Origin of the sequence: Microbacterium arborescens (assembly GCF_049707515.1) — a bacterium.
Classification (GTDB): domain Bacteria; phylum Actinomycetota; class Actinomycetes; order Actinomycetales; family Microbacteriaceae; genus Microbacterium; species Microbacterium arborescens_B.
In genome coordinates this window covers 194,843-210,071 of record NZ_JBNAFI010000002.1, presented here as the reverse complement: position 1 = coordinate 210,071, position 15,229 = coordinate 194,843, and the positions used below count along the sequence as shown (strand labels likewise).

14 protein-coding genes are annotated in these 15,229 nt (G+C 69.7%); 3 read left to right on the top strand and 11 right to left on the bottom strand.

Annotation, left to right across the window (positions count from 1 at the left end):
- Window positions 1–221 precede the first annotated feature (221 nt).
- Window positions 222–2,675, top strand: a complete 2,454-nt coding sequence (locus ACPYN5_RS04945; protein ID WP_424447873.1) for a LuxR C-terminal-related transcriptional regulator — start codon at window positions 222–224, stop codon at window positions 2,673–2,675.
- Between the two features lie 111 nt (window positions 2,676–2,786).
- Here ACPYN5_RS04945 and ACPYN5_RS04940 read toward each other — a convergent pair whose 3' ends face one another.
- The 10 genes from ACPYN5_RS04940 to ACPYN5_RS04895 form a co-directional block, all read right to left on the bottom strand.
- Window positions 2,787–3,491, bottom strand: a complete 705-nt coding sequence (locus tag ACPYN5_RS04940; RefSeq protein ID WP_424447872.1) for a regulatory protein RecX — start codon at window positions 3,489–3,491, stop codon at window positions 2,787–2,789.
- A gap of 2 nt (window positions 3,492–3,493) precedes the next feature.
- Complete coding sequence (recA, locus tag ACPYN5_RS04935) at window positions 3,494–4,543, bottom strand: recombinase RecA (protein ID WP_424447871.1); 1,050 nt, start codon at window positions 4,541–4,543, stop codon at window positions 3,494–3,496.
- A 269-nt stretch (window positions 4,544–4,812) separates the two neighbouring features.
- Window positions 4,813–5,037, bottom strand: a complete 225-nt coding sequence (locus ACPYN5_RS04930) for a DUF3046 domain-containing protein (RefSeq protein WP_424447870.1) — start codon at window positions 5,035–5,037, stop codon at window positions 4,813–4,815.
- Window positions 5,038–5,052: 15 nt separating this feature from the next.
- Window positions 5,053–5,373 (bottom strand): helix-turn-helix domain-containing protein, encoded by a 321-nt coding sequence (locus tag ACPYN5_RS04925; protein WP_424447869.1) that lies wholly within the window; start codon window positions 5,371–5,373, stop codon window positions 5,053–5,055.
- 157 nt (window positions 5,374–5,530) lie between these two features.
- Window positions 5,531–6,076: a CinA family protein gene (locus ACPYN5_RS04920; protein ID WP_424447868.1), complete on the bottom strand. Its 546-nt coding sequence runs from the start codon at window positions 6,074–6,076 to the stop codon at window positions 5,531–5,533.
- Window positions 6,073–6,645, bottom strand: coding sequence for a CDP-diacylglycerol--glycerol-3-phosphate 3-phosphatidyltransferase (pgsA, locus tag ACPYN5_RS04915; RefSeq protein ID WP_424447867.1), 573 nt, complete (start codon window positions 6,643–6,645; stop codon window positions 6,073–6,075). The genes ACPYN5_RS04920 and pgsA overlap by 4 nt, the downstream gene beginning before the upstream one ends.
- Window positions 6,646–6,661: 16 nt before the next feature.
- Window positions 6,662–9,385, bottom strand: coding sequence for an FtsK/SpoIIIE family DNA translocase (locus tag ACPYN5_RS04910; RefSeq protein WP_424447866.1), 2,724 nt, complete (start codon window positions 9,383–9,385; stop codon window positions 6,662–6,664).
- Window positions 9,386–9,433: 48 nt separating this feature from the next.
- Complete coding sequence (locus ACPYN5_RS04905) at window positions 9,434–11,110, bottom strand: ribonuclease J (RefSeq protein WP_424447865.1); 1,677 nt, start codon at window positions 11,108–11,110, stop codon at window positions 9,434–9,436.
- A 52-nt stretch (window positions 11,111–11,162) separates the two neighbouring features.
- Window positions 11,163–12,140 (bottom strand): 4-hydroxy-tetrahydrodipicolinate synthase, encoded by a 978-nt coding sequence (dapA, locus tag ACPYN5_RS04900; RefSeq protein WP_424447864.1) that lies wholly within the window; start codon window positions 12,138–12,140, stop codon window positions 11,163–11,165.
- Between the two features lie 180 nt (window positions 12,141–12,320).
- Window positions 12,321–13,127 carry a type IV toxin-antitoxin system AbiEi family antitoxin domain-containing protein gene (locus ACPYN5_RS04895; RefSeq protein WP_424447863.1) on the bottom strand — a complete coding sequence of 269 codons (807 nt, stop codon included), beginning with the start codon at window positions 13,125–13,127 and terminating at the stop codon, window positions 12,321–12,323.
- Between the two features lie 275 nt (window positions 13,128–13,402).
- Between ACPYN5_RS04895 and ACPYN5_RS04890 the strand changes: the two genes are divergently transcribed.
- Window positions 13,403–13,942 carry an NUDIX domain-containing protein gene (locus tag ACPYN5_RS04890; protein WP_424447862.1) on the top strand — a complete coding sequence of 180 codons (540 nt, stop codon included), beginning with the start codon at window positions 13,403–13,405 and terminating at the stop codon, window positions 13,940–13,942.
- Between the two features lie 15 nt (window positions 13,943–13,957).
- Here ACPYN5_RS04890 and thyX read toward each other — a convergent pair whose 3' ends face one another.
- Window positions 13,958–14,710: an FAD-dependent thymidylate synthase gene (gene thyX / locus ACPYN5_RS04885; RefSeq protein ID WP_424447861.1), complete on the bottom strand. Its 753-nt coding sequence runs from the start codon at window positions 14,708–14,710 to the stop codon at window positions 13,958–13,960.
- 73 nt (window positions 14,711–14,783) lie between these two features.
- Between thyX and ACPYN5_RS04880 the strand changes: the two genes are divergently transcribed.
- The gene (locus ACPYN5_RS04880) at window positions 14,784–15,218 is read left to right on the top strand and encodes a TlpA family protein disulfide reductase (RefSeq protein ID WP_424448242.1); all 435 of its coding nucleotides are present in this window, start codon (window positions 14,784–14,786) and stop codon (window positions 15,216–15,218) included.
- The last annotated feature ends 11 nt before the right edge of the window (window positions 15,219–15,229 follow it).

Genomic DNA, 15,229 nt, shown 5'->3' with positions numbered 1-15,229 from the left:
TTGAACGAAATCCGACATCGCGTCTCGTCGCTTGGCTAGGTTGGGCAGCACGGCCGAGTCACCGGGGGGCGCAGAGGGCCATGATGGATGATCGATTCGGGTGGCCCGCGTCAGGGCGCACCGGCAGAACCGCGTCTGCCAGGACGCGGAGACCGGCGCTGATCGGCGCGGACAGGGACGCTCGAGCGCTGACCGACGCACTGATCCGCGGCACGTCCACCGTGCTCGCCGGTCCGCGCGGGTCGGGCAAGACGTTCTTCCTCCAGCGCGTCATCGAACTCCTCGCCGACCGTTCCATCGCGCCCCTGGTTCTGCGGGGCGCCGCAGCACTGACCGATATCGACCATGGCGTCATAGGTGCATCGTCCGACCCGCGAGCGGCCGAGCTGCGCGAGGGGACGCTGCCGGTACGCGTGGTGCTCGTGATCGACGACGCCCACCATCTCGACGCCGCGTCGGCCGAAACCGTCACCAGAGCGATCCACCATGGTCATGCCGCCGTGGTGATGGCGATCTCCGAGCCGCGCATCCGCGGGCACGAGGTAGCGGCGGTGACGCACGCGCTCCATGACCTCTGGCTGAGCGGTGCCGCGGACCGACTGGACGTCGGGGGTCTGACCGCAGACGAGGGAACGCACCTCCTCGCGGAACTCACGCCGGATGTCCCCCTCGACGGAATGACGCGCGAGGCGATCCTCTGGCAGGCGGACGGCTCGCGGATGCTGCTGCGGGCACTGGCGGACCATGCGGTCGATGCGATCGCGCGCGGCCAGGACCCGATCCGGTCGATCGACGACGTTCCCCCTCACAGCCGGCTCGCGGTTGCTCTGCAAGCGCATATCCGTGAGTTCGACGACGATTCGCTCCGGGCCCTGGTGCTGCTCGGCCACGCCCCGGGGCTCTCGTTGGGTGACGCCGCCCGGTTCGTCCCTCCCGCGGTCGTGACCGAACTGCGCGGCGCGGGTGTCATCCATGACGACCGAACGACCGCCCACCGCTTGACCGCGAATCGAGCGATCGCGCGGGCCGCTGCGCGTGCGTGGGGGCCCGGGCGCGCCGAGGCCCTGGCACGGGATGCGGTCGACCGGATGATCGACGACGGGGGCCTGTGGTGGAATGCGTCGCTCGCGCGGCTCCTGGCCGAGCGATGGCTGCGCGAGTCTCCCGGCCCGTCTCAGCTGCCCGGCGTCCCCGCCGAGCTCGTCGAGCGGGCGCTGGCCGATGCGGCGCGGCTCGCGAACGACGAGGGCGATGCCTCGTCGGCGGCGGCGTATGCGGCGTGGGCAGGAGCGGATGCCGCGACGCCCGTCCTTTCGCTCGAGAAGAGCCTCGCGCAGTTCGTGCTCGAGCCCCCACGCGCGACCGGCCTCGATCTGCACGCGCTTCCCGCGGACGCGCAGCGGCGAACGCTCGGGGTAGCCGTCCCCCTCGCGTTGGCCATCGCGCACTCTGCCACCGACGACCGCGGTGACAGCGGGGTGGCCACGCCTGGCAGCGACCTCGCCGAGGCCCGGCTCGCCATCGACCGGATGCAGATCGGACGCGCGCGCGACGCCGTGCAGCGTCTTCGCGCACGGCCGGACCTGGAGCATGCCGACCGGATCGATACGGAGCTGCTGGCAGCGACGGTGTCTGCTTACCTCGCACGCGAGCCCGACATGCGGCGCGAGCTGCGTGCGGTGGAATGGCTGCTCCGTGGCAGAGGAGGCGGAGTATCCGCGACAGAGGTGCTGAGCGCACGGTGCCGAGACCTCGCCGCCCGAACGGCAGCCGGCCTCGACGATTCGTGCACGCTGGCCGACCTGGGCGCCGAGCGCCGACTCGCAGTACGCACAGGGGGCACCAGCGTGGCGCTGGCCGGTCTCGCGTCCGTGCTCGCCCTGCTGCGCCGGGGGCGAGTCCTCGAAGCGAGGATCGAACTGACGGCCGCGCTGCGACGCAGCCCTTTGAAGGGAGGCGAAGGCCAAGGCGTCATCATCCTCGAGACGGTGCTGGGACTGGCGATCTTCGGCCACGTGGCCGAAGCCCGTGAACTTCTGGATTCCGTAGGGCCGCCTCACACGCCCACTCCCATGTTCGTCCATATGCAGCACGCCGCGTCTGCAACCATCGCAGCCGCGGAGGGGCGATGGGAGGACGCCCGGCGTGCCGCCGCGCACGCGTGGTGCGTCAGCGCCGAGACCGACGCGGTGATGCTCCAGATCCGCAGCCTCCACCGACTGGTCGTCCTCGGCCATGCCGAGGCCGGCGCTGCCCTCGGACGTCTGCGACAGCTCGTCGAAGGCGCACACTCCGACGCCGCACGGGTGATTCTCGCGAGCGCGGAGGAAGCGGCCACCGCCCCCGAGCCGAGCGTGACCACGGCGCTCGCTCACCTGCGTCTGGATCTGTGCCCCCCGGAGCTGCTGTCTGCCTCCGAGGACCTCGAACGTGCGGGTGCCTCCCACGACCTCCAGACACTGCTCACGCCGCGGGAGTTCGAGATCGCGGGCTTGGTGCGGCAGGGGCTCTCGAACCGGCAGATCGCGCACACCCTATTCCTGTCGGTGCGAACCGTGGAGTCGCACATCTACCAGGCACGTGCGAAGCTCGGCGCCCGCAACCGCACGGACCTGGGAACCCTGGTCGCCCCCGAGAACGAGGAGCGCGCCGAACCGAGGCTGGCCTGGGGCTGACGCCCCGGGTTCGCCGCAAGCGCACTCCAACGAGGGACTCGCGCTCACGCGCTGTCGAGCGCATCGCGACCGAGCGTCTGTCGGCTCCGGTGCCCGCTGCTCAGCGGGGCGTCAGTGCAGCTCGTCGAGCGCTTGACGCGCCGCGGTCATCGCCGTGGACCCGCCGAATCCTCGCCGCGCGAGCTGACCGTGCAGGCGCCGAAGCGCGACCGCGGGCTCGAGATCGTCCATGCCGCGTGCTCGCTGCCGGGCGAACTCGAGCGCGCGCTCGGCTTCGTCGTCGGGTAGTGACGCCATCGCGATGTCGATGACCTCGCGGTCGAGCCCGCGCCGGGCGAGGGTCTGCGCGATCGCCGTCGCGCCCTGCGCTTTGCGGCCGAGTGCGCCGTCGAGCAGTTGTTCGGCGAGTCGACTGTCGTCGAGGTAGCCGTTGTCGGTGAATGCGGAGATCAGGCTCTCGACCTCGGACTCGTCGAGTTCGAAATCCCGCAGCACATCGCGTGCCTCTCGTACCGAGAGCGACCTGCCGCGCAGACGTTTGAGAAGCGTGCGCTCGGCGCGCGCTCGTGCGTCGCTCACGTCATCGGAGCGGTCGACCGCGACGGGACCCCGACGCGCCGCCGACGCCGGCTCGGCCGGCTCGCCGGCGTCGGCCGCGCCGCGCGGCTCGCCGGTCCACGTCGTGTGCCATCGCGACTCGCGACCCGGCATTCCTCGGCGGCTCGGCTCAGCCGTACGACCGGCGACACCTCCGCCACCGAAGAGCGGGGTGACGGGGGCGAGGCGCTCGTCCTCGCCCCCGTTTCGATCCGTCATGGTCACGCCGGGCGGCGGGCCGCGAGTTCGTCGGACTCGGGCGCCGCAGCCGCGGGCTGACCGATGCTGAGCTTCTGCTTGATCTTGTTCTCGATGTCGGCGGCGATGTCGCCGTTCTTGATCAGGAAGTTGCGGGCGTTCTCCTTGCCCTGGCCGAGCTGCTCACCGTCGTAGGTGTACCAGGCACCCGACTTCTTGACGATGCCGTGCTCGACACCGAAGTCGATCAGACTACCCTCGCGGGAGATGCCGACGCCGTAGAGGATGTCGAACTCGGCCTGCTTGAAGGGCGGTGCCATCTTGTTCTTGACGACCTTGACCCGCGTGCGGTTGCCGACCGCATCAGTGCCGTCCTTGAGGGTCTCGATGCGACGGATATCGAGGCGCACCGAGGCGTAGAACTTCAACGCCTTACCGCCGGCGGTGGTCTCGGGCGACCCGAAGAAGACGCCGATCTTCTCGCGCAGCTGGTTGATGAAGATGGCCGTCGTCTTGGTCTGGTTCAGACCACCCGTGAGCTTGCGGAGCGCCTGCGACATGAGGCGTGCCTGCAGGCCGACGTGCGAGTCGCCCATCTCACCCTTGATCTCCGCTTCGGGAACGAGCGCGGCGACCGAGTCGATGACGACGAGATCGATGGCGCCCGAACGGATGAGCATGTCGGCGATCTCGAGCGCCTGCTCGCCGGTGTCGGGCTGCGAGACCAGCAGGGCGTCGATGTCGACACCGAGCTTCTCGGCGTACGAGGGATCGAGAGCGTGCTCGGCGTCGATGAACGCGGCGATGCCGCCGGCGCGCTGCGCGTTGGCGATGGCGTGGAGGGTCAGCGTCGTCTTACCGGACGACTCCGGGCCGTAGATCTCGATGATGCGCCCGCGCGGGAGCCCACCGATGCCGAGGGCGACGTCGAGGGCGACGGACCCGGTGGGGATGACCTCGACGGGAGCGCGCTCGTCGGAGCCGAGCCGCATGACCGAGCCCTTTCCGAATTGCCGGTCGATCTGGGCGAGGGCCGATTCGAGGGCCTTCTCGCGGTCAGCGGGTGATGGCATGGCGTGCTCCTTATGCTCGCGTTTCCGACGCCTGTAGGCTGTCGCGCTCCCGACTCGGTGCCGGGATGCTGCGACAAGGCATGGTGTGTCTCTCGACGCTGTCCACGGTATGACGGACCTCCGACATCGGTCGGGCGAGCCGCAGCATCCGGGGATCCTCGTAGGGAGACATCACCTGTGCAGGACACTACGCCGGCATCGAACAGATCTTCGACGACACGCCGAGAACGCCCCTGCGGAGTCGAACACGCACAGATCGCGCGGAGGCGTCAGCGCTCCCGCGGATCCAATCGACCCACGCCGTACCGGCGCGTCTCGGGCACGTCGGCCTCGAGACAGAGGGCGATCCACACCGAACGCGGCGGCTCGCCGTCGGCCAGCGCCTGCCGCGCCGTGCGATCCCCCAACGGGCGCAACGCGAGATCGTCAATCAGCGCGGGACCGCGCCCGCCGAACTCCGCGGCGACGGCGCGATCGAACTCACTGCGACGCATGTACGGGCGTGGACCTCAGCGCAGCGAGAGCTCGGGGGCGATGAGGTCGCCGTCGAGCCCGGCGATGTCGTCGGGGACGACATCCGAAAGGACGGGCAGGCCCTCGAGAACCGAGATCCGGTCGCCCACTTCGCGCATGATGCTCGAGATCGGGACGTCGAGCGCTTCGGCCACGGCGGCCAGGATCTCGCTCGAAGCTTCCTTCTGACCGCGCTCGACCTCGCTCAAGTAGCCCAGAGCGACGCTGGCGCGGCTGGCGACCTGTCGGAGCGTGCGCCCCTTCTGCAGGCGGAGGTCACGCAGGACATCGCCGATCTCCTGTCGAACCAAGATCATCTCGGACCCCCTCCTTCGTCATGGTGCTGGCTTGTCCCGGGTGGACAACGGTATCTCATCAGCACGCCACCCTAGCCCGCTCCCGCTGTGGGTCGGATGGGAGTTGACATGCGTCGCGCACGACGACCATAACCGCGAGCACGCCGGCGGTATTCCGTCACAGTGCGTCCAGCGCCAGGCGGATCGCGCGGGCCGTGGCCTCGGCGCGGATCTGCGTGCGGTCACCCTCGAGCTGCAGGCTCTCGGTGCGCACTCCGAGCGCCGTCGCGACTGCGATGTGCACCGTCCCCACGGGCTGCCCGTCCGGCGATCCCGGGCCCGCGATTCCGGTGGTCGCGATACCGACATCCGCTGACGCCGCACCCGGACCGAGGGCGAGGCGCGCGCCCTCCGCCATCTGACGAGCTACGCGGGGGTGCACGGCGCCGTGGGCCTCGAGCAGCGCGCCGTCGACGTGGAGCAGGCGCTGCTTGAGCTCCGTCGCGTATGCGACGACTCCCCCGCGCAGCACCGACGACGCGCCGGATACGGCGACGAGCTCGGCGACGACGAGTCCGCCGGTGAGCGACTCGGCGACGGCGACAGTCCACCCGAGCTCGCGGAGACGCTCGATGAGGCGCTCCGCATCGGTGCGGCGTCCGGCCGAGACGAGGGTCGCCTCGACCTCGTCGGGCAGGTCGTGCACGTGCTCGCGCGCCGTCACGAGACCGCTCGATCCCGACGCGCGCCGCGGACGGCCGTGAGGACGTAGTCGATCCCGCTGGCGACCGTCAGCAGGACGGCGATCCACATCGCGACCGCGTTGACCACGTGGATCCACTCGCCCACGATCGTCCACAGCGGGAGCAGCGCGAGCGACAGGGCCACCGCCTGCGCGACGGTCTTGAGCTTGCCCATCCACGCCGCTGCGACGACGTGGTCTCCGGCGACGACGAGTCGGTGCACGGTGATGCCCAGCTCGCGCACCAGCACGATGATGGTGACGGCCCACGGGAGCTCGCCGAGCAGCGAGAGCCCCACGAAGGCCAGACCGGTCAGGACCTTGTCGGCGATCGGGTCGAGGAGTTTGCCGAGGTCGGTGACGATGCGGTACTTGCGGGCGAGGTAGCCGTCGATGCCGTCCGTCGCGATCGCGACGATGAAGAGCGCACCCGCCCACCAGCGCAACGGGCCGTCGGCACCACCGTCGACCAGCAGCAGCCACAGGAAGACCGGTGCGCACAGGATGCGCACGATCGTGATCGCGTTGGGCAGTTGCCTGGGGATCGCCACGGAGCGAGCCTAGCCCTCAGTCGCGCCCGGTGAGGCCCCAGGCGTCCTCGGAGGAATCATCGCCGTCCACGACCTCCAGCCCTTCGAACTGCGCCTCGACCGGATCGCCGAGGGCGCCGCCACCTACCGGCGCCGCGGCAGCCGCGGCGGGCGGATCCTCGCCCCGCAGCCGTGCGAGGACGGCGGGGAGCTGATCGGGCGTGACCAGGACGTCGCGGGCTTTCGACCCCTCGGACGGGCCGACGATCTCGCGCGACTCGAGCAGGTCCATGAGGCGTCCTGCCTTGGCGAACCCGACGCGGAGCTTGCGCTGCAGCATCGAGGTCGATCCGAACTGCGTCGAGACGATCTGCTCGGCGGCGGCGAGCAGCAGCTCGAGGTCGTCGCCGATGTCGGCGTCGATCTCCTTCTTCTCGGCGACCGCCGCGACATCCGACCGGTACTCCGGCTGCGCCTGTCCCTTGACGTGAGCGACGACCTTCTCGATCTCGGACTCGGCGACCCAGGCGCCCTGCACGCGGATCGCCTTCGACGTACCCATCGGCAGGAAGAGCGCGTCGCCCTGCCCGATGAGCCGGTCTGCGCCCGGCTGGTCGAGGATGACGCGCGAGTCCGTGACGCTCGTGACGGCGAAGGCGAGGCGCGAGGGCACGTTGGCCTTGATCAGACCCGTGACGACGTCGACCGAGGGTCGCTGCGTCGCCAGGACCAGGTGGATGCCGCTCGCGCGGGCGAGCTGCGTGATGCGGACGATCGAGTCTTCGACGTCACGCGGTGCGACCATCATGAGGTCGGCGAGCTCGTCGACGACCACCAGCAGGTAGGGGTACGGCTTCAGCACGCGCTCGCTGCCCGCGGGGAGCTGGAGCTCGCCGGCGACGACCGCCTTGTTGAAGTCGTCGATGTGACGGAAGCCGAACGACGCGAGGTCGTCATAGCGCATGTCCATCTCCTTCACGACCCACTGCAGCGCTTCGGCCGCCTTCTTCGGGTTCGTGATGATGGGCGTGATGAGGTGCGGCACCCCGGCGTAGCTCGTGAGCTCGACGCGCTTGGGGTCGATGAGCACCATGCGCACGTCCGTGGGCTTCGCTCGCATGAGCAGGCTCGTGATCATCGAGTTGACGAAGCTCGACTTACCCGAACCCGTCGATCCCGCCACCAGGAGGTGGGGCATCTTCGCGAGATTGGCGACGACGAATCCGCCCCCGACGTCCTTGCCGACACCGATCGTCATGGGGTGGGTCGACGACGTCGCGGCGTTGGAGCGCAGGACGTCGCCCAGGGTGACGATCTCGCGGTCGGTGTTGGGGATCTCGACGCCGATGGCGCTCTTGCCGGGAATGGGCGCGAGGATGCGGACCTCGTTCGAGGCCACGGCGTAGGCGATGTTGTTCGTCAACGCCGTGATCTTCTCGACCTTGGTCCCGGGTCCGACCTCGATCTCGTACTGCGTCACCGTCGGCCCGCGCGAGAAGCCGGTCACCCTGGCGTCGATCGAGAACTGCTCGAAGACACCGGTGATGGCGCGCACGATCGCGTCGTTCGCCTCGGAGCGCGTCTTGGCAGGCGTGCCAGCCCCGAGCGCGGCGACGGCGGGAAGCCGATAGGGCGTCGCCGGCGGCTGGCCGTGGAAGTCTCCGCCGAGGCCGGTGAGGCCGGGCAGCTCCTCGATCTCGCCGGTGTCGTGGTCGTCGCGCACGGCGGTGTCGGCGGGGCGTCCGGACCGCGCCGCGGTCGCGGCCCGCTCGATGACGGACGGGTCGATGACCTCGGTGGGTGCCTCGGGAAGCGGGGGCGGCGGAGGCGCGACCGCCTGCTCGAATCCGCCGGCGGCGGACGGACCGAGCAGCTCCGTGAGGTCCTGCGAGGCGCTGGTGCCGTCGGGATCCTCTTCGCGTCCGCTCTTGTTCCGGCGCCACCACGGCAGCGCGTCTTCGTCCTCGTCGGCGTCGTCCTCGTCTGCGGGCGCCGGCTTCTTGCCCTTCTTCGGCGAGAACGCGACCGTCGGCGCCTCGCCGTCCGCGTCGGCGTTGGGGCGCTCGGCTCCGAACATCCACGCGTAGAGGTCGCCGAGGCGGCTGCCGATGCGGTTCGGCGGCGTCTTGGTCAGGATCAGGATGCTCAGCACCGTGATCAGGCCCAGCACCGCCGCGGCACCGTAAGGGGTGAGGATCGTCAGCGGCTCGCCGACGGCCCACCCGAAGAGGCCGCCGGACGCGCTGAGCTCGAGCGCGCCGGCCTTGGGCTCGGGACGGGCGCCGAGCACGTGGCAGAACCCGGCGACCGAGAGGATGAAGAGGCCGAACCCGATGCCGATGCGCCCGTTGTCGTTCACCGATGCCGGATGCCGGAAGAGCCACCCCGCGAGGAAGAGCAGCAGGACCGGCATGATGAACGCCTCGCGCCCGATGAGGAAGCCCACCGTGTACGCGCTGACGAGAGTGCCCGCCTCGGTGCCGATGAGGAACCACTCGACGGCGGCGCCGGCGATCGCGAGGAGCACCAGGAGGAACGGCAGGCCGTCTCGGCGCTGATCCTTCTCGAGCGTCTCGGGGCCGAACGCGCGGAACATCCCGCCGGTGGCATGGGCGAGACCCATCCACGCGCGCGCGATGATCGGCGGCCGCTCGGCCTCGTCGACGTACCGCTTGGGTGTCGGTTCGCTCTTGCGGGCGCGCGAGGTCGAGGTCTTCGCCGGTGCGCGGCGTCCGGAGGGCGCGTTCGTGCTCCTGGCCATTCCCCCACGGTACGCGGGGGTTCCCCCATTACCGCGGAACGACGCGGGTCAGGCCTCGATGACGACCGGGACGATCATCGGTCGGCGACGCAGCGACTGGTTCACCCAGCGCCCGATCGTGCGGCGGACGACCTGCGAGAGGGCGTGATTGTCGCGCGTGCCCGACTGGACGGCCTCCGCCAGGGCGGCGGCGATCTTGGGCTTGACGCCCTCGAAGACCGAGTCGTCCTCGGCGACGCCGCGGGCGTGGATGTCGGGGCCGCTGACGACTCGTCCCGTCTTGCCGTCGACGACGACGATGACCGAGATGAAGCCTTCCTCACCGAGGATGCGCCGGTCCTTGAGGTCGGCGTCGGTGATCTCACCGACGGTGGAGCCGTCGACGTAGACGAACCCGATGTCGAGCTGCCCGACGACCTCGGCCACGCCGTTCTTCAGGTCGACGACCGTGCCGTTCTCGCCCAGGATGGTGCGATCGGCCGGCACCCCGGTGTCCTGCGCGAGCTTCGCGTTGGCCATCAGGTGACGGTACTCGCCGTGCACGGGCAGCACGTTTCGCGGCTTGAGGATATTGTAGCAGTAGAGGAGCTCTCCGGCGGCCGCGTGACCCGAGACGTGCACCTTGGCATTGCCCTTGTGCACGACGTTGGCGCCGAGCTTGGTGAGGCCGTCGATCACGCGGTAGATCGCGTTCTCGTTGCCGGGGATCTGACTGGAGGCGAGGATGACGGTGTCGCCCGGCCCGGGCTCGATCGCGTGCTCGAGGTTGGCCATGCGCGAGAGCACCGCCATCGGCTCGCCCTGCGAACCGGTCGACATGTAGACGATGCGGTCGTCGGGCAGGTCCTTGGCCTTCTTGTAGTCGATCAGCACCCCGTCGGGCACATTCAGGTAGCCGAGGTTCTCGGCGATCGTCATGTTGCGGACCATGCTGCGCCCGAGGAACGCGACGCGGCGACCGTTCGCGGCGGCGGCATCCACGACCTGCTGCACGCGGTGGACGTGACTGGAGAAGCTCGCGACGATGACGCGACGCGGGGACTTGCTGATGACCTGGTCGAGCACCGGTCCGATGCCGCGCTCGGTGGGCGTGAAGCCCGGCACGTCGGCGTTCGTCGAGTCGACGAGGAAGAGGTCGACTCCCTCTTCGCCCAAGCGCGCGAAGGCGCGGAGGTCGGTGATCCGCCCGTCGAGAGGAAGCTGGTCCATCTTGAAGTCGCCGGTGGCGAGGACCAGCCCCGCGGGAGTGCGGACCGCGACCGCGAGAGCGTCGGGGATCGAGTGGTTGACCGCGATGAACTCGAGGTCGAACGGCCCGACCTGCTCCTGCTGCCCCTCGGCGACGGTGAGCGTGTAGGGCCGGATGCGGTGCTCCTTGAGCTTCGCCTCGATGAGCGCGAGCGTGAGTCCCGAGCCGATGAGGGGGATGTCGCCCTTCAACTTCAGCAGATACGGGACGGCGCCGATGTGGTCTTCGTGACCGTGGGTCAGGACGACCCCGACGATGTCGTTCAGACGGTGCCGGATCGGCTCGAAGTCGGGGAGGATCAGGTCGACGCCCGGCTGGTGCTCCTCGGGGAACAGGACGCCGCAGTCGACGACGAGCAGCTTGCCCTCGTACTCGAACACGGTCATGTTGCGCCCGACTTCACCGAGGCCGCCGAGCGGGTAGACCCGCAGCGTTCCGGGTTCGAGAGCGGGCGGGCTGAAGACGTTCGTGGGCATTGGCACGCTTCCTCGGGATGCCGGCATGGGCGGCATCCTCATTCGTTTTCGTCTAGCGGGTCGTCCCGTGCACCTTGGGCAGCGCACCGCCGGCGGCGGCATTACGGTCGGGACGGAAGTTGGAGAAGTCGGCCCCGGGCACGCCCGAGACGAGGGCGAGCTCGTCCTCGATGATCGCGGCCTCCCACTCTTCGGGTCCGACGAGGGGCAGACGCACGCGCGGGCTCGAGATGCGGCCCAGGCCGTGCAGGATGTACTTCGCGCTCACCGTGCCGGGCACGTGCGTCATGACGGCCCGGACGAGCGGCTCGAGGCTCTTGTGGGCGGCGGTGGCGGCGGCGAGGTCACCGCGGTTCACGGCGTCGACGATCGTGCGGTACGGGGTCGCGGTGATGTTGGCGGTCACCCCGATGAGTCCGCTGGCTCCGATGGCCAGGTGGGGCAGGACGTTCGCGTCGTCGCCCGAGAAGTACATGAGATCGGTCTGGTTCAGCACGCGGCTGACCTCGCTGAAGTCGCCCTTCGCATCCTTCACGGCGAGGATGTTCGGGTGCTTCGCGAGACGGAGGATCGTCTCGTACTTGATCGGGACGCCGGTGCGCCCCGGGATGTCGTAGAGGATGACGGGCAGATCCGTGGCGTCCGCGACGAGACGGAAGTGCGTCAGGATGCCGGCCTGCGTCGGCTTGTTGTAGTACGGCGTGACGATCATGATGCCGTCGGCGCCGGCCTTCTCGCTGGCCTTGTACAGCTCGATCGCGTGCGCGGTCTCGTTCGATCCGCCGCCGGTGATGATCTTGGCCCGGCCGGCGGAGACGGACTTGCCCACCTCGACGAGGCGGAGCTTCTCGGGGTCGGTCAGGGTGCTCGTTTCGCCCGTGGTGCCCGTGACGACGATGCCGTCGGCGCCCGCGGTGATGACGTCGTCGATGTGCTTCTCGACGGCGGGCCAGTCGACCTCACCGTCGGCGGTCATCGGGGTGACCAGCGCGACGAGGACCTGTCCGAAGGGATTGCCCGAGTGCGTCATGGTCTCAGGGTATCGGTTCCGCCTCTGCGTCGCGTATGAGCGACGGGCTGACTCGCGGTCGCCGATACGTTCGCAGGACCGGAGGTACTGATGACGCTGCCGCGGCGCCGTGAGACGACACCAGCCCCGCCGGTCCGACGAATGTATCGCGACACGTGCCGCCGGCGCCGGTCCACGGGCTCAGCGGTGCCGACGGATCGCGTCCAGACGAGCCAGCACGGCCCGTTCGACGCGGGGCCAGTCGAAGACGACGAGGGAGTAGTCGAAGCGCAGGGTCTCGTAGCCGATCGCCGCCGCTTCCGCGTCGCGCACCAGATCCTTGTGGCGCAGTGATGCACCCTCGTGGTTGAGACGGCCGTCCACCTCGATGATGAGGCACTCCGCGACGAGGAAGTCGACCCGCCCCACACCCCGGATGAGCACCTGACTCTCGACGGTGATGCCCAGCCGTGAGAGGCGCAGTCGCAGGAGGGACTCGAGCCCGCTGTCGGCATCGGGACGAGCGAGATCGACGAGATACCGGAAGCGGGCCGGAAGCGTCATGCGTACCTCCGCACGGTCCGCCCCCGTGAGCAGGCCGAGCCGCCACGCCGACTCGAAGGCGACGAAGAACGCCTCCGCCCCGAGGCACGACGCGGTCTGCACGAGCGCGTGGACGAGCGAGACGGCGCCGAACGCCGCGGCGTCCCCGTCATGATGCGTGACGCAGCGGCAATCCTTATGCGGGTGCACACGACCTGCACGCCCGACACGCACGTGCAGGCGTTCCCTCGGTTCGAGCACCCACACGCCGCGCCGTCTCAACGCGGAGGCGCAGCACACCTCGCCGCCGTGGGCAGCGGCGTCGACGACATCCGGCTCGGCATCCGGCACCGCGTAGACGCCGTGACGGATTCTCACGAGCGCGCCCTTCTCGACCGCTCGCGCCAGCTGCAGTCGCGTGAACCCTCGCTTGGTCAACCATCGCGACCGCACGCACCCGCCCATCGCGCTAATCCTCGTGGCCGGTTCGTTCCCGCACATGCACCGACCTTCGCTGCGAATGCGGTTTCATCGGGCAGGGCATCGGCCGTCCGGGGACGGACCTGACCCCTCGCGGCGTGGGGAGGAGCGCCGAGCCTTCTCGGGTCCGATGCAACCGTCGGATTCGCGGTGCACGATGCGCCTCGGCGACAGGCCGATGCAACACCAGCCCCGCCGGTCCGACGGATGTATCGCCGCACGGACCGCACCTGCCCCGGTGCGGGCTCTAGGGTGGCGGAATGGCCTGGACGACCCGGAGCACGCGCACGACGTACGAGAACCGCTGGATCTCGGTCCGCGAGGACGAGGTGACCGGACCGGCGGGCGACGGGATCTACGGAGTCGTCGAGATGCGGCATCCCGCGGTGTTCGTCGTGGCCGTGGACGAGTCGGACCGGGTCTGCTTCGTCGAGGTCGACCGCTACACGACCGGGCGTTCGATCGAGGTGCCCGCCGGCGGCAGCGACGGCGAGGACGCCCTGGTCGCCGCGAAGCGCGAACTGCTCGAGGAGACGGGGCTGACCGCCGAGTCCTGGGAGCCGATCGGCCGGATGAACGCACTCAACGGCATCGCCGTGGCCCCCGAGCACGTCTTCCTCGCGCGGGGGCTCGCCCCGGCGGAGGACGCGGCCTCGTCGCAGCTCGAGGAGGGGATCGAACGCGTCGTGTGGGTCCCGTTCGCCGAGGCGCTGCAGCTCGTCGCCGACGGCGGCATCGACGACGGGGAGACCGTCGCCGCTCTGGCCTACGCGGGGATCAGGCTCGGCAGGTTCGACTGACCCGCAGCCGACGCGTCAGGGGGCGACGCGTCCGTTGGCGTTGAAGGCGGCGTGGGTCATCGGCATGAGCTCGCGCCAGAACGTCTCCATCTTCTCGGCGCACATCTCGATCTCGCGCTGCGGGAACGAGGGGAAATGCGTGCCCTCGACCTTGGTCCGAAGCGACAGGAAGTTCATCAGCGATCGCGCATTGACCGTCACGTACATCGACGAGTAGATGTTCAGCGGCAGCACGATGCGCGCCACCTCGCGTGCCACACCCGCGTCCAGCATCCGCCGGTAGGCCTCGTACGCCTGCACGGATGCCTGGCGCGTGCTCTCGTCGACGATCGCGAACTGCTCATCGGTACCGGGCAGGAACTCGTACGCCCCCGGCTTGCCCACCTGGTTCAGATTGCGCTCGCGCCCGGGCACGTAGAACACCGGGCGCAGCTCGCGGTAGCGGCCCGACTCCTCGTTGTAGGACGCCATGCGGTGGCGCATGAACTCGCGGAAGACGAAGATCGGCGCCTGCACGTAGAACGTCATCGAGTTGTGCTCGAAGGGAGACCCGTGGCGGTCGCGCATCAGGTAGTTGATCAGCCCACGGTCGCGGGCCGAGGCCTCGGTGCCCGCCGCGGCGGCATCCAGGGTCTGCTCCCCCTGCGTCGAGACGCGAGCGGCGAAGAGGACATCGGAGTCGGCGGCGCTCGAGCGCACGAGCTCGACCGTCACATCGCTGCGGAACTCGATCTCGGGACTGGTCGGGGTCTGCTCGGCGTCGCTCACCGCTTCAGATTACCCCCGGCGCCCCGGTGCTCCCCCACGCCGGAGGGGTCTACTGTGGGCTGTTGTGGAACTCATGGCGTGGGCCGTCGTCCTGGCCGTGCTGTTATCGGTAACAGGTGCGGTCGGTGTCATCATCCGCTGGCGCGCGTCACGCCCGTACCCGATCCCGCGCTTCGACGTCGTCGACCCGTGCCGTCTCGGCGCCGCACCGGATGCCCTTGGCCGCACCGCGACGCTTCTGCAGTTCAGCCGCGAGACGTGCCAGCGTTGTCCCGCTGTGCACCGCACCCTCGCCGAGATCGCGCGCGGCAGCGACGACGTGGTGCACCTCGATGTCGACGTGACCGACCGGCCGGACATCGCACGCCGGTTCCAGATCGCGCAGACGCCCACCACCCTCGTCCTCGACGGGCGCGGCGTGGTCCGCACGCGCTTCGGCGGGGCGCCTCGACGCGATGTCGTGCAGCTCGAGATCCTGCGGCTGCGCGCGACCTCCGCTTCGGTCTGAGACGGCTGGTC